This window comes from Streptomyces varsoviensis (assembly GCF_000718635.1).
Classification (GTDB): domain Bacteria; phylum Actinomycetota; class Actinomycetes; order Streptomycetales; family Streptomycetaceae; genus Streptomyces; species Streptomyces varsoviensis.
The window spans coordinates 187828-203107 of the sequence record NZ_JOBF01000033.1 but is presented as its reverse complement, the minus strand read 5'-3'; the positions used below and the strand labels follow the sequence as shown (position 1 = coordinate 203107).

The 15280-nt window shown below is 74.3% G+C and carries 1 protein-coding gene and 3 pseudogenes; all 4 read right to left on the bottom strand.

The genetic code is table 11. The features are described 5' to 3' along the window. Positions 1 to 1979, bottom strand: a 1979-nt coding sequence (locus tag IF55_RS32525; RefSeq protein ID WP_157854620.1) for a condensation domain-containing protein, incomplete at its 3' end; no start/stop codon positions are given. A 2-nt stretch (positions 1980 to 1981) separates the two neighbouring features. Continuing rightward, positions 1982 to 7735, bottom strand: a pseudogene (locus tag IF55_RS39595) (amino acid adenylation domain-containing protein); the annotation flags it as partial. 105 nt (positions 7736 to 7840) lie between these two features. Beyond that, a pseudogene (locus IF55_RS41010) lies at positions 7841 to 7947 on the bottom strand (AMP-binding protein); the annotation flags it as partial. A gap of 116 nt (positions 7948 to 8063) precedes the next feature. Further along, a pseudogene (locus IF55_RS39590) lies at positions 8064 to 15245 on the bottom strand (amino acid adenylation domain-containing protein); the annotation flags it as partial. Positions 15246 to 15280: the final 35 nt, after the last annotated feature.

The window sequence follows — 15280 nt, the reverse complement described above, 5'->3', positions numbered from 1 at the left end:
CGCACACACCCACCACTGACCAGCGGCGTGTAGAGCGCCGTGACCGTCAGGTCGAACGCCAGCGGCGAATGCACCAACGACACCCCCGCCACCGCCTCCCCGTACGCCTCACGCGCCCGCAGCAGATACGCGCCCAGCGAACGGTGCTCCACCACCACACCCTTCGGCACACCCGTCGAACCGGACGTGTAGATCATGTACGCGGCATGGGACTGAGCAGGGACACGCCCCAGATCGTCGTCCGACACGCCGTCGGACACGAGAGAGCCGATCTCCTCCTCGGTGAGCGTGAGCACCGGCCGGGAATCCGCCAGCATGTGGGCGATGCGCTCATCCGGATACTCCGGATCGACCGGCACGTACGCGCCACCCGCCTTGAGCACCGCCAGCATCGCCACCACGTTCTCCGCCGACCGCGGCAGCACAATCGCCACAAACTGCTCCGGACCCACACCACGGCCCACCAACGCCCGCGCCAGCCGGTTCGCGCGGGCATTCAACTCCGCGTAAGTGAGGGACGTATCACCCTCCATGAGCGCCGGAGCATCCGGAGTACGGGCCGCCTGCGCCTCGAAGAGTTCGGGAAGAGTCGCGGCCGGGACCTCGCGGGCGGTGTCGTTCCAGCCGTCCAGCAGTTGGTGGCGTTCGTCGTCGCGGAGTACGCCCGTACGGCCGACCGGGAGGTCAGGGTCGGCGGTGAAGGCGTCGAGGACCTGGAGGAGGCGGTCGCCGATGGTCTCGACGTCGGCCTCGCTCAGCAGGTCGGGCTGGTAGAAGAAGCGGAAGCCCAGGCTGGAGTGGGGCATCGCCACAAGGCTGAGCGTGTAGTGGTTGGCGGAGGTGCTTTCGGCGGCGGAGACCCGGAGTCCGCCGGGGGCCGCGCCGGTCTGTTCGCGGGCCTGGTCGAGCGGGAAGTTCTCGAAGACCAGGGAGGTGTCGAAGAGTTCGCCGATGCCGGCCTGGCGCTGGATGTCGGCGAGGCCGAGGTGCTGGTGGTCGAGGAGCCGGGACTGCTCCTCCTGTACGCGCGCGAGGAACCGTGCGAGGGGTTCGGCGGGGCGCAGCCGGGCGCGCAGCGGGAGGGTGTTGATGAAGAGTCCCACCATGTCCTCGACGCCCGGCAGATCGGCGGGGCGGCCGGAGACGGTGACGCCGAACACCGCGTCGTCGCTGCCGGTGAGGCGGCCGAGCACCAGCGCCCAGGCGCCCTGGACCACGGTGTTGAGGGTGAGGCCGTGGGCGCGGGCGCGTTCGACGAGCGCGGCCGTCGCCTCTTCCGTGAGTCCGAATTCGTGCCGTCGCGGGGCGGTCGGCAGCCGGCCCGCGTCCATGGGGGCGATGCGGGTCGGTTCGGTCAGTCCGGCGAGCGATTCCCGCCAGGCCCGTTCGGCGGCCGGCCGGTCCTGCGCGGCCAGCCAGTCGAGGTAGTGGCGGTAGGGCCGGGCCTCGGGCAGGCCACTGGCGTCGCCGCGGCTGATGTAGAGGGCGTAGAACTCGCGCAGCAGGACGGGCAGGGACCAGCCGTCGAGGAGGGTGTGGTGCATGGAGAGCACCAGCCGGTGCTGCCGCTCGGCGAGCTTGACCAGCAGGAACCGTACGAGCGGCGGTCGGGTCACGTCGAAGCGGCGGGCGCGGTCGGCGGCGACGAGCCGGTCGGCCTCGGCGGTGCGCTCCGTCTCGTCGGCGATGGCGCTGAGGTCGGCGTCCGCCCAGGGCAGCGGGACGGTGCGGGCGACGAGCTGGGCCCATTCGCCGGTCTTGCGCTGCCGGAAGGCGACCCGGAGGTTGGAGTGGCGCTGGAGGAGCGCGCCGCCGGCGGCCCGCATCGCCTCGTGGTCCAGCTCCCCGTCCAGGTGGAACACGAGCTGGACGGTGTATACGTCCGGTGCCGCCTCGTCGTACACGCTGTGGAAGAGCAGCCCTTCCTGCAACGGGGACAGCGGCAGAATGTCCTCGATTACCCGCGACTGTCGGCTCACGTTCAGATCTCCCACTCGGCTACCAGGTCGTCTTCGAATTCATCGATCTCGTGCTGCGTGATCGAGCCGAGGCCGACGTCGGAGGGGGTGAGCCCGCCCGCGTCGGGGTGTTCGGCGTGTTCGGCCAGCGCGGTCAGCGCCCGGAACCAGCCCTCGGCCAGTTCCCGCACGCTCTTCTCGTCCAGCAGTCGCTCGGCGAAGGTCCAGGACGCGACCAGCTCCGGGCCGCGCTCGCCGTCCTCGGTGAGGGCGTTGAGGCCCAGGACGTGCGGGAGCGGCATCTTGTCGTCGGTGCCCGGGGCGTTGCCGTCGGCTTCCGGGGTGAGGGCCCAGTCGGCGGACCGGGCGGCCGCCGAGGCTTCAGTCGCGGCCTCGGTCGTGGTCGAACCGGCACCCGAGGCCGCGGCTGTGGTCGTGGCTGTGGCCGTGGCGAATCGGCCGAGGTAGTTGAAGCCGAGCTGCGGCGCGCCGAGACCGGCCAGTTCCCGGGCGGTGTCCGGGTTGAGGTACCGCAGCAGGCCGTAGCCGATGCCGTTGTCGGGCACGGCCCGCAGCCGTTCCTTGACGCGCTTGAGCAGCGCGCCCGCGGCGGGCCCGGCGGCCCACGCCTGGGCGCGGTCCAGCCCCGACACATCCAACCGCACGGGGTACACGCTCGTGAACCACCCCACGGTGGCGGAGACGTCGACGCCGCCGACGGCGTCCTCCTCGCGGCCGTGGCCTTCGAGGTCCACGAGGACATCGGAGGACCGGTCATCGCCGCGCCAGTCGGCGACGGCGAGCGCGAACGCCGACAGCAGCACGTCGTTGACGCCGGCCCGGAAGGTGCTGGGCACGGTCGTCAGAAGGGCGTCCGTCACAGCGGCGGGCAGCCGCAGCGTCACGGAACCCGCCGACCCGTACGTGTCCAGCGAAGGGTCGAGCGGCCCGGCGCCGATGACGGGGTCAGGGCCGCCGAGGGCGGCGCGCCATACCTCCAGTTCTTCGCGCCGCGACGGCTGGTCGGCCTCCTCGACCAGGCGGCGGACCCAGCCCCGGAAGGAGGTCGCCACCGGCTCCGGCTCGGCGTCGCGGCCCGCCGAGGCGGCCCGCCAGGCGTCGGCCAGGGCGGGCACGAGCACCCGCCAGGACACGCCGTCCACCGCGAAATGATGCACCATCACCAGCAGTCGGCCGGGCTCGTCCGGGCCCCGGTCGAACCACACCACCTGGAGCACCGCGCCGTCGGCGGGCGACAGCCGGTCGCGGGCCGCGTCCGCCTCGGCCGCGTACTGGGCGCCGCGCGCCGCGTCGCCGAGTCCGTGCTGGTCGACGCGGAGCACGCACTCCTCGGCCCGTACGGAGCCGGGCGTGGCGACCTCCATCGTCCAGTCGGCCGGGGCGGGCGCGGTGACGACCTTCAGCCGCAGTGTGTCGTGCTGGTCGAGGACGGTCTGCACGGCCGTCACCAGGTCGCGCTCCGCCATTCCGGCGGGCGCCTGGAGGACCGTCGACTGGTTGAAGCGGTCGAGGGGGCCGCCGCGTTCGGCGAGCCAGTGCATGACGGGGGTCAGCGGTACGGGGCCGATCCCGGCGCCCGGCGCTTCGGCGACCGCGCCCCGGGCGACCGCGACGGCCGAGGCCAGTCCGGCGACCGTCTTGTGGTCGAAGACGTCGCGCGCGGTGAGTTCCAGCCCGGCCCGGCGGGCCCGGCTGACGAGCTGGATGGACATGATGCTGTCCCCTCCCAGCTCGAAGAAGCTGTCGTCCACACCGACCCGCTCCACCCCCAGGACCTCGGCGAACAGCCCGCACAGCAGCTCCTCGCGCGGGGTGCGCGGGGCCCGGCCGGCGAGTTCGGTCCGGTATTCGGGGGCGGGGAGCGCCTTGCGGTCGAGCTTGCCGTTCGGGGTGAGCGGCAGGGCGTCGAGGGTCACGAAAGCGGCGGGCACCATGTAGTCGGGCAGTGTGGCGGCGAGGAATTCCCGCAGTTCGCCGGTGGTGGGGGCCGCCGTGCCGGTGGGCACGAGGTAGGCGACGAGCCGCTTCTCCCCCGGCCGGTCCTCGCGGACCAGGACGGTGCTCCGGGCGACGCCGCCGTGGGCCGACAGGGCCGCCTCGACCTCGCCGAGTTCGATGCGGAAGCCGCGGACCTTCACCTGGTCGTCGGCGCGCCCGGCGTAGTCGAGCACGCCGTCCCCGCGCCAGCGGGCCAGGTCGCCGGTGCGGTACATGCGGGCACCGGCGGGCCCGTACGGATCGGCGACGAACCGCTCGGCGGTCAGTCCGGGGCGCCCGTGGTAGCCGCGGGCCAGGCCGCCGCCCGCGATATACAGCTCGCCCGCGACGCCGGGCGCGACCGGTTGGAGCGCCGCGTCGAGCACGTACACCCGGGTGTTGGCGACGGGGCCGCCGATGGGCGGCAGGGCCGGGCCGTGGACGGGGGCGCTGATGGTGGCGGCGACGGTCGCCTCGGTCGGGCCGTAGGCGTTGACCATCCGGCGGCCGGGCGACCAGCGGGCGACGAGCTCCGCCGGGCACGCCTCGGCGCCGACGACGAGGGTGCGGAAGTGCGGCAGCGCGCGTTCGGGGACGCTGCCCAGCACGGTCGGCGGGATCAGGGCGTGGGTGATACGTCGGTCGTCCAGGATGTCGGCCAGTTCCTCGCCGGCGAGGGGGCCGGCGGGCGGTACGACGAGGGCGGCGCCGGCGGGGAAGGCCATGAGGAGTTCCATGACCGCCGCGTCGAAGCTGGGCGAGGAGAGTTGCAGGACGCGGCTGTCGGCGTCGATGGCCAGCCGTTCCCGCTGGGTGGCCCCGAGGCTGGTGAGGCCGGCGTGGGTGACGACGACGCCCTTGGGGCGGCCCGTGGAGCCGGAGGTGTAGATGACGTACGCGGGGTGGTCGGCCGTCAGCGGCGCGGTGCGCTCGGTGTCGCGTATGTCGTCGTCGGCGCGGCCGTCCACGCCGTCCAGCGCCCGTATCGCGGGGTCGTCGTCGAGGAGCAGCCGCGGGGCGGGGGTGGCGGGGAGCCGGGCGGCGGTCGCCGTGGTGCTGATGAGGACCACGGGGCGGGCGTCGTCGAGCATGTAGGCGATGCGGTCGGCCGGGTAGTCGGGGTCGACGGGCAGGTACGCGCCGCCCGCCTTGACGACGGCGAGGAGCGAGACGACGAGGTCGGCGGAGCGCGGCAGGGCGAGGGCGACGGTGGTCTCCGGGCCGACGCCGTGTTCGATGAGCAGCCGTGCCAGCCGGTTGGCCTGGGTGTTGAGCTGGACGTAGGTCAGGGCGGCGGCTCCGGCGAGCACCGCGGGGGCGTCGGGGGTGCGGGCGGCCCGGGTCTCGACGAGCGCGCCGAGGGTGTGGCGCGGCAGGTCGCGGGCGGTGGCGTTCCAGTCGGTGAGGACGTTCCGGTGTTCGGCGGCGTCCATGATCTGAAGCGCGCGCAGCGGCTGTCCGGGATCGGCGGCGACGGCGGTCAGCAGCCGGACCAGCCGCTCCCCCAGGGTGACGGCGGTGTCCGCGTCGAAGAGGTCGGTGCTGTATTCGAGGTGTCCGGTGAGTCCGGCGGGCGTCCCTTCGCCGGTGTGACGTTCGGTGAAGGAGAAGGCGAGGTCGAACTTGGCGGTGCCGGTGTCGACGGCGGCCGGGGCGACGCTGAGGCCGGGGAGGCGGCCGAGCACGTCGAGCGCGCCGCGGTGGTCCGTCTCGAAGGTCAGCGCGGTCTGGAACAGCGGGTGGCGGGACATGGAGCGGGTGGGCGCGAGGACGTCCACGAGCCGTTCGAAGGGCACGTCCTGGTGCGCGTACGCCGCGAGGTCCGCTTCCCGTACCCGCTCGGTCAGCTCGGCGAAGGTCGGGTCGCCGGAGACGTCGGTGCGCAGCACCAGCGTGTTGACGAAGAATCCGACCAGCTCTTCCACCGCGCTGTCGGTGCGCCCGGCGACGGGCATGCCGATCGGGATGTCCGTGGCGCCGCTCAGCTTCGCGAGCAGCGTCGCGAGCGCCGCCTGGACGACCATGAACAGGCTGCCGCGACTCTCCTTGGCGAGGTCGGCGAGGCCGTGGTGCACCTCGGCGGGGACGTCGAAGGAGATCCGGGCGCCCTGGTGGGTGGCCGTGGCGGGGCGCGGCCGGTCCCGGGGCAGCGCCAGCTCCTCGGGGAGGTCCGCCAATGTGTCGGTCCAGTAGGCGAGTTGCCGGGAGATCTCGCTGTCGGCGTCGTCCTCGCTGCCGAGCAGCTCGCGCTGCCACAGGGCGTAGTCGGCGTACTGCGCGGGCAGCGGCGCCCAGTCGGGGGCACCGCCCGCGCAGCGCGCCTCGTACGCGGTCATCAGGTGCTGTACGAGCACGGGCAGCGACCAGCCGTCGGCGGCGATGTGGTGCACGAGGACGAGCAGTACGTGCTGGTCGGGGCCCTCTTCGAAGAGGGTGGCCCGTACGGGGACGGCGGTGGCCAGGTCGAAGCCGCGGCGGGCGGCGGCGTCGAGCCGGGCGCGGCGGCCGGCGGGGGTGTCGGCGCGCACGTCGACGGTCTCGACGGCCGGGCGGGCGCGCGGGTCGGCGGCGTCGAGCACGACCTGGTATCCGCCGTCGGCGTCCTCGGCGAAGAGGGTGCGCAGGCTCTCGTGGCGGGCGACGACGTCGGCGAGGGCGTGGCGCAGGGCCTCGGCGTCCAGCGTGCCGGTCAGGCGCATGGCGATGGGCAGGTTGTAGGCGGCGCCGGGGCCGTCGAGGTGGCTGAGGAACCAGAGGCGCTGCTGGGCGTAGGACAGCGGTATCCGCTCCGGGCGCGGGCGGGCCGTGACGCCCGTGCGCGCGCCGCCGGCCCCCGCGAGCGCCCCGGCCAGGGCGGCCACGGTGGGTGTCTCGAAGAGTTGGCGGATGGCGAGTTCCGCGCCGAGGGCGGCGCGGACCCGGCTGACGAGGCGGGTCGCGAGGAGGGAGTGGCCGCCGAGGTCGAAGAAGCTGTCGTCGATGGTGACGTGGGCGACGCCCAGCACCTCGGCGAAGACGGCGCACAGGATCTCCTCCTGCGGGGAGCGCGGCGGGCGGCCGGTGGCCTCCATGCCGTACGAGGGGGCGGGCAGCGCCTTGCGGTCGAGCTTGCCGTTGAGGGTGAGCGGCAGCGCGTCGAGGGCGACGATCGCGGACGGCACCATGTAGTCGGGCAGGGCCTTGGCGATGTGCGCCCGCAGGGCGTCGCGGTCGAGGGTCGCGCCCGCCACGGGCACGGCGTAGCCGACGAGCCGCTTGTCGCCGGGTCGGTCCTCGCGGAGGATCACGGCGGCCTGCGCGACCTCGGGACGGCTCGCGAGCACGCCCTCCACCTCGCCCAGCTCGACGCGGAAGCCGCGCAGTTTGACCTGATCGTCGACGCGGCCGACGAACTCCAGCCGCCCGTCCTCCAGCCACCGCACGACATCGCCGGTCCGGTACATCCGGCCGCCGTCCCCCTTGAAGGGGTCGGCCACGAACCGCTGCGCCGTCAGCTCCGCCCGGCCCAGATAGCCGCGCGCGAGCCCGGCTCCGGCGATATACAGCTCGCCGCTCACGCCGACGGGCACCGGGCGCAGCGAGCCGTCCAGGACGTAGAGCTGGGTGTTCCAGAGGGGGCGGCCGATCGGCACGACGGCCTCGGGGACCTCGTCGGCCGTACGCATCGGGTTGACGCTGGAGAACACGGTGGTCTCCGTCGGCCCGTACTCGTTGGCGACGGTGATCCCCGGGCAGGCGTCAAGCACGCGCCGTACAGCGGCTGGTGACACAACATCACCTCCGGCCCAGATCTCGCGGACTCCCGCGAAGCACTCGGGGTCAGCAGCGGCGTCCAGATCTCGAACGTCGACGCGTCGAAGGCGTACGGCGAGTGCATCAGCACCCGCTCATGGTTGCCGCGCCGCCAGTACCGGTCGGCTGCCAGATGCACCACGTTGCGGTGCGTGTTGGCGACGCCCTTGGGGGTGCCCGTGGAGCCGGAGGTGTACATGGCGTAGACGAGCTGCTGGGCGTGGGTCGGCACGCCGGGGTCGGTGCCGGGCTCGTCGGCGAAGTCCTCGTCGGCGCGGACGATGGGGGCGTGCACGGCGAATCCGCGAGGCCGATCAGCCGGTGCGCGAGACGGTTGGCCCGCGCGTTCAGCTCCGCGTATGTCAGGGACCGCGCGCCCGAGACCACGGCCACCGCGTCCGGCGACGCCGCCGCCCGCTCCTCGAAGAGCGTGTGCACGGCCGTGTCCGCCGGGAAGTCGACGTCCGTGTCGTTCCACTCGGTCACCATGCGGCGCCGCTCGGCGGGGTCGAGGATGTCGACGGCCGCGACGGGCCGGCCGGGGTCCTCGGTCATGGCGGTGAGGACGCGGACGAGCCGGTCGACGAGGCGCTGGACGCTGTCGCGGTCGAAGAGTTCGGTGCTGTACTCCACGACGCCGCCGAGACCCGCGGGCGCGCCGTCGGGGCCGTATGTCTCGGCGAGGTTGAAGTCGAGGTCGAACTTGGCGACGCGGGTGTCCACCGGCTGCGGCACGGCGGTGAGTCCGGGCAGGGCGTCGATCGCGTCCAGCGCCCGGCGCCGGTCGGTCTCGAAGGTCAGCGAGGTCTGGAAGAGGGGGTGCCGGGCCAGCGAGCGGGCCGGGTTGACGGCCTCGACCAGCCGCTCGAACGGCACGTCCTGGTGCGCGTAGGCGGCGAGGTCCGTCTCCCGCACCCGGTCGATCAGCTCGGCGAACGTCGGGTCGCCGGAGACGTCGGTGCGCAGCACCAGCGTGTTGACGAAGAACCCGACCAGGTCTTCCAGGGCGTCGTCGGTGCGGCCCGCGACGGGCGTGCCCAGGGGGATGTCGGTGCCGGCGCCCAGCCGTGCGTACAGCGTGGCGAGGGCGGTCTGGACGAGCATGAAGAGGCTGGCGCGGCGCTCCTTGGCCAGGGCGGCGAGCGCGGCGTGCAGGCCGGCGGGGACCTCGAAGGCGAGGTGGCCGCCCCGGTTGGCGGAGGCCGCGGGGCGCGGCCGGTCCGTGGGCAGTTCCAGCTCTTCCGGCAGGTTCGCCAACGCGCTCTTCCAATAGGCGAGTTGCCGGGCTACGGGGCTGTCGGGGTCGTTCTCGTCGCCGAGGGTTTCGCGCTGCCACAGGGTGTAGTCGGCGTACTGGACGGGCAGCGGCGCCCAGTCGGGGGCGGTGCCCGCGCGGCGTGCGGCGTAGGCGGTGGAGAAGTCGGCGGCCAGGCGCCCCATCGACCAGCCGTCGCCCGCGATGTGGTGGACGAGCAGCAGCAGTACGTGCTCGTCGGCGGTCAGCTCGAACAGGGTGGCCCGTACGGGGATTTCGGTGGTGAGGTCGAATCCGTGGCGGGCGGCGCGGCGCAGTTCTTCGGGCAGCGCCTCTTCGGTGACGGCGGTGACCGTCAGTTCCGGTCGACCGGCGGCGGCGTCGAGGACCCGCTGGTACGGGCCTTCGGCGTCCTCGGCGAACACGGTGCGCAGACTCTCGTGCCGCGCCACGACATCGTCGAGCGCGTGCCGCAGCGCTGCGCGGTCCAGACGGCCCGTCAGGCGCAGGGCGGCCGGCAGGTTGTAGGTGGCGTTGGGCCCCTCGAACTGACCGAGGAACCACAGGCGCTTCTGTGCGAAGGACGCGGGCACGCGGTGGCCGCGGTCCCTCGGCGCGAGGGCGGCGCGGGCGGCGCCCGACGCCCCGGTGACCGTCGCGAGCCCGGCGACGGTGGGTTCCTCGAAGAGCTGACGGATGGACAGTTCGACGTCGAGGGCGGCGCGGACCCGGCTGACGAGCTGGGTGGCGAGGAGGGAGTGGCCGCCGAGGTCGAAGAAGCTGTCGTCGATGGTGACGTGGGCGACGCCCAGCACCTCGGCGAAGATCCCGCACAGGATCTCCTCCTGCGGGGAGCGCGGCGCGCGGCCCGTCTTGCCGAGGGCGTAGTCGGGGGCGGGCAGTGCCTTGCGGTCGAGCTTGCCGTTCGGGGTGAGCGGCAGCGCGTCGAGGGCGACGATCGCGGACGGCACCATGTAGTCGGGCAGCGCCTCGGCGAGGCGGGCCCGCAGCGCGTCGCGGTCGAGGGCGGCTCCCGGTACGGGCACGGCGTAGCCGACGAGGCGCTTGTCGCCGGGGCGGTCCTCGCGGGCGATCACGGCGGCGCGGGCCACGGCCGGGTGGGCGGCGAGCGCGGACTCGACCTCGCCGGTCTCGACGCGGAAGCCGCGGATCTTGACCTGGCTGTCGGCGCGGCCGACGAATTCGAGGTCGCCGTCGGGGCGCCGCAGGGCGAGGTCGCCGGTGCGGTACATGCGGGCGCCGGCCGGTCCGTACAGGTCGGCGACGAACCGCTCGGCGGTCAGGGCGGGGCGGCGGTGGTAGCCGCGGGCCAGGCCGTCGCCCGCGATGTACAGCTCGCCGGGGACGCCGGGCGCGGCGGGGCGGAGGGCCGAATCGAGCACGTAGAGCCGGGTGTTGACGATGGGCCGGCCCATCGGCGGTACGACCGGGCCGGCGAGCGGGCCGCTCATGCTGGCGCACACGGTGGATTCGGTGGGGCCGTACGCGTTGATCATGCGGCGGCCGGGCGAGAAGCGCTCCACGAGGTGCGGCGGGCACGCCTCGCCCGCGACGGTCAGGGTCATCCCCGCGGGCAGGTCGTCGTCGGCCAGTCGCGCGAGGGCCGAGGGCGGGAGCGTCGCGTGGGTGATCCGCTGTGCGGCGAGGAGCGCGGCGAGCGGAGCGCCCGGCAGCAGGTGGTCCGCGGCGGCGAGGACGACGCAGGAGCCGGAGAGCAGGGCGACGCAGAGTTCGGAGACGGCGGCGTCGAAGCTGGGCGAGGCGAACAGCAGGACGCGGCTGCCGGCCTCCACGGCGAAGCCGTCGATCTGCCCGGCGGCGAGGCTCGCCAGGCCGGTGTGGGTGACGACGACGCCCTTGGGGCGGCCCGTGGAGCCGGAGGTGTAGATGGTGTACGCGGGGTGGTCGGCCGTCAGGGGCGCGGCGCGGTCGGCGTCCGTGAGGTCGGCGGCGTCGTAGCCGCTGGTGTCGGCCTGGTCGACGAGCAGCAGCGGTACGTCGGCGGCGCCGAAGCGGGCGGCGCGGGCGGTGTCCGTCAGGATCAGGGCGGGCGCGGCGTCGTCGAGCATGTAGGCGATGCGGTCGGCCGGGTAGTCGGGGTCGACGGGCAGGTACGCGCCGCCGGCCTTGACGACGGCGAGGAGCGAGACGACGAGGTCGGCGGAGCGCGGCAGGGCGACGGCCACGGAGCGCTCGGGGCCGACGCCCCGGTCGGCGAGCAGCCGGGCGAGCCGGTTGGCGCGGGCGTTGAGCTGGGCGTAGGTCAGCTCGCCGGTCTCGGACGCGGTGGCGGGCGCGTCGGGGGTGCGGGCCGCCTGCGCCTCGAAGAGCGCGGGCAGCGTCGCGGCCGGCACGTCGCGCCGGGTGTCGTTGCAGTCGGCCACCAGATTCCGGTGCTCGGCGTCGGTCAGCAGGGCGATGCGGCCCACGGGCCGGGCCGGGTCCATGCGCATGGTGTCCAGGACGCGGGTGAGACGGTCGGCGACGGTTCGTACGGCCGCCGCGTCGAGCACGTCGCTCTGGTAGTCGAGCCGGAAGCCGAGGCTGTCGCCGGGGATGGCGACGAGCGCCAGGGTGTAGTGCGTGGAGTCGCTGATCGCGGCGTCGGTGACGCGCAGCCCGCCGAGGCCCGCGAGGTCGTCCAGCGCGCCCCGGTCGAGCGGGTAGTTCTCGAACACCACGGAGGTGTCGAAGAGTTCGCCCGCCCCCACTTGTCGCTGAATGGCCGTCAGGCCGAGGTGCTGGTGGTCCAGCAGCCGCGCCTGCTCGGCCTGGACGCGGGCGAGGAGGTCCGCGAGGGGTTCGGCGGGGCGCAGCCGGGCGCGCAGCGGGAGGGTGTTGATGAACAGGCCCACCATGGACTCGACGCCCGCCAGCTCCGGCGGCCGGCCGGCGGCGACGAAGCCGAACGCCACGTCGTCCTGGCCGGTGAGGCTCGCCAGGACCAGCGCCCAGGCGCCCTGGACGACGGTGTTCAGCGTCAGCCCGTGCGTACGGGCCCGCTCCGCCAGCTCGGCCGTGGCCTGCTCGGAGAGGGCGAACCGCAGGTGTTCGGGGGCGGCCGGGGGCCGTACGGCGCGGTCGGCGGGGGCGAGCCGGGTCGGCTCCTCGAACCCTTCCAGGGCCTCGCGCCAGGCCGCTTCGGCGGCGGGCCGGTCCTGGTCGGCGACCCAGCCGAGGTAGTCGCGGTACGGGCGCACGGGCGGCAGCTCTTCCGTGCCCGTGTAGAACTGGAAGAGTTCACGGACGAGGACGGGCAGCGACCAGCCGTCGAGCAGCAGGTGGTGGTTGCTGAGCACCAGCCGGTGGTGTGCGTCGCCCAGCTTGAGCAGGGTGAGGCACAGCAGCGGCGGCCGGGCCAGGTCGAAGCGGAGCGCGCGGTCCGCCGCGAGCAGCCGTTCGGCCTCGGCGGCCCGCTCCGCCTCGCCCATCTCGGTCAAGTCGGCCTCGCGCCATGGCAGTTCCACGCCGGCGGGGATGACCTGCACCGGGTGGGCGAGCCCTTCATGGCGGAAGGCGGCGCGGAGGTTGGCGTGCCGGTCCAGCAGCGCCTGCCCGGCGGCGCGCATGGCGGGCGCGTCGAGGGCGCCGTCGAAGTCCAGGACCATCTGGACGGTGTAGACGTCCCGCGCCTGCTCGTCGAAGAGGCCGTGGAAGAGGAGGCCCGACTGGAGCGGCGCGAGCGGCAGCACGTCGGCGGTGTCCGGGTACGCGGCGAGCACGCCGTCGAGTTCCGGCTGGGTGAGGGCGGCGAGCGGCACGTCGGAGGGGGTGAGCCCGCCCGCGTCGGGGCGCTCGGCGTGCGCGGCCAGCGCGCGCAGCGCCCGGAACCAGCCCTCGGCCAGTTCGCGTACGCGCTCCTCGTCGAGCAGCCGTTCGGCGAAGGTCCAGGTCGCGACCAGCTCGGGGCCGCGCGCGCCGTCCTCGGTGAGGGCGTTCAGCTCGACGGTGTGGGTGAGCAGCAGCGCGTCGTCCGTGCCGCCGCTGCCCGCCGACCCGGCCAGTACGGACCAGTCGGCGGACTCGGCGGCGCCGTCCGCCGCGACGCGCCCGAGGTAGTTGAAGCCGATTCGCGGCGCGCCGAGGGCCGCCAGCTCGCCGGCGGTGGCCGGGTTGAGGTAGCGCAGCAGGCCGAAGCCGAGGCCGTGGTCCGGCACGGCCCGCAGCTCTTCCTTGACGCGCTTGAGCAGCGTCCCGGCGGCTGGCCCGCCGTCCCACGCCTGCGCGCGGTCGAGGCCGGAGACATCGAGGCGCACCGGGTAGAGGCTGGTGAACCAGCCCGCGGTCTCCGCCACGTCCACGCCGCCGACCGCTTCCTCCTCGCGGCCGTGGCTCTCCAGGTCCACCAGGACGTGCGGGGACCGGTCGTCGTCTGCCGCGTGCCCGTCGCGCCAGTCGGCGACGGCGAGCGCGAACGCCGACAGCAGGACGTCGTTGACGCCGGCCCGGAAGGTGCCGGGCACGGTCGTCAGAAGGGCGTCGGTCACATCGGCGGGCAGCCGCAGCGTCACGGAACCCGCCGTCCCGTACGTGTCCAGGGCGGGGTCCAAGGGTCCCGCGCCGATGATCGGTTCAGGGGCGTCGAGCACCTGCCGCCACCGCTCCAACTCAGCGACGCGAGACGGCTGTTGCGCCTCCTCGGTCAGGCGCTGGGCCCAGCCGCGGAAGGATGTCGCCACGGGCCGCGGCTCCGGCTCGCGGCCCGCGGCGGCCGCCCGCCAGGCGTCGGCGAGGGCGGGCAGCAGCAGCCGCCACGACACGCCGTCCACCGCGAAGTGATGCACCATCACCAGCAGTCGGCCCGGCTCGTGGGGGCCGCGGTCGAACCACACGAACTGCGCCATCACGCCGTCGGCGGGCGCCAGGCGCTCGCGCGCCGCTTCCGCCTCCATCACGTGCCGGGCGTCGCGCGCCGCCGCGTCGAGCCCCGTCTCGTCCACGCGCCGCACCAGGTCCCGAGCGCGTACGGAGCCGGGCGCGGCGATCTCCACCGACCAGTCCCCCGGGCCGGAGGCCACCCGCATGCGCAGCACGTCGTGCTGGTCGAGCAGGGTCCGCACGGCGGTCACGAGGTCGCGCTCCGCCATCCCGGCGGGCACGCGCAGGGCGAGCGACTGGTTGAAGCGGTCGACGGGGCCGCCGCTCTCCGCGAACCGGCGCATGATCGGCGTCAACGGTACGGAGCCGACCCCGGCGCCCGCCGCCTCCGCCACCGGCTCCTGGGCGTCGCTCACCGCGGCGGCGAGCGACGCGGCGCTCTTGTGGTCGAAGACATCGCGCGCGGAGAGTTCCAGCCCGGCCCGGCGGGCCCGGCTGACGAGCTGGATGGACATGATGCTGTCCCCGCCCAGCTCGAAGAAGCTGTCGTCCACACCGACCCGCTCCACCCCCAGGACCTCCGCGAACAGCCCGCACAGCAGCTCCTCGCGCGGGGTGCGCGGAGCCCGGCCGGAGGTCTCGGGGCCGTAGACGGGTGCGGGCAGCGCCCGGCGGTCGAGCTTGCCGTTGAGGGTGAGCGGCAGCGTGTCGAGCGGGACGATCGCGGACGGCACCATGTACTCGGGCAGCGACGCGGCGGCGTGGGCGCGCAGCGCCTCCGCGTCGACGCCGGTCCCGGCGGCCGGGACGACGTAGCCGACGAGCCGTTTCGCGCCGGGGCGGTCCTCGCGGAGGACCACGGCGGCCTGCGCGACCTCGGGGCGGGCGGCGAGCACGCCCTCCACCTCGCCGGGTTCGATGCGGAAGCCGCGCAGTTTGACCTGGTCGTCGACGCGGCCGACGAACTCCAGCCGACCGTCCTGAAGCCACCGCACGACGTCGCCGGTCCGGTACATCCGGCCGCCGTCCTCCTTGAAGGGGTCGGCCACGAACCGCTGCGCCGTCAGCTCCGCCCGGCCCAGGTAGCCGCGTGCCAGGCCGTCGCCGGCGATGTACAGCTCGCCGCTGACGCCGGGCGCGACGGCGCGGAGGCCCGTGTCGAGGACGTACAACTGGGTGTTCCACAGGGGACGCCCGATCGGCACGACGGCTTCCGGCACCTCGTCGGCCGTACGCATCGGGTTGACGCTGGAGAACACCGTGGTCTCCGTCGGCCCGTACTCGTTGGCGACGGTGATTCCCGGGCAGGCGTCCAGGACCCGGCGCATCGCCGTCGGCGAGGCGATGTCGCCGCCCGCCCAGATCTCGCGGACGCCCGCGAAGCACTCGGGGCGCTCCTCGGCCGGTCAGCAGCGGCGTCCAGATCTCGAACGTCGAC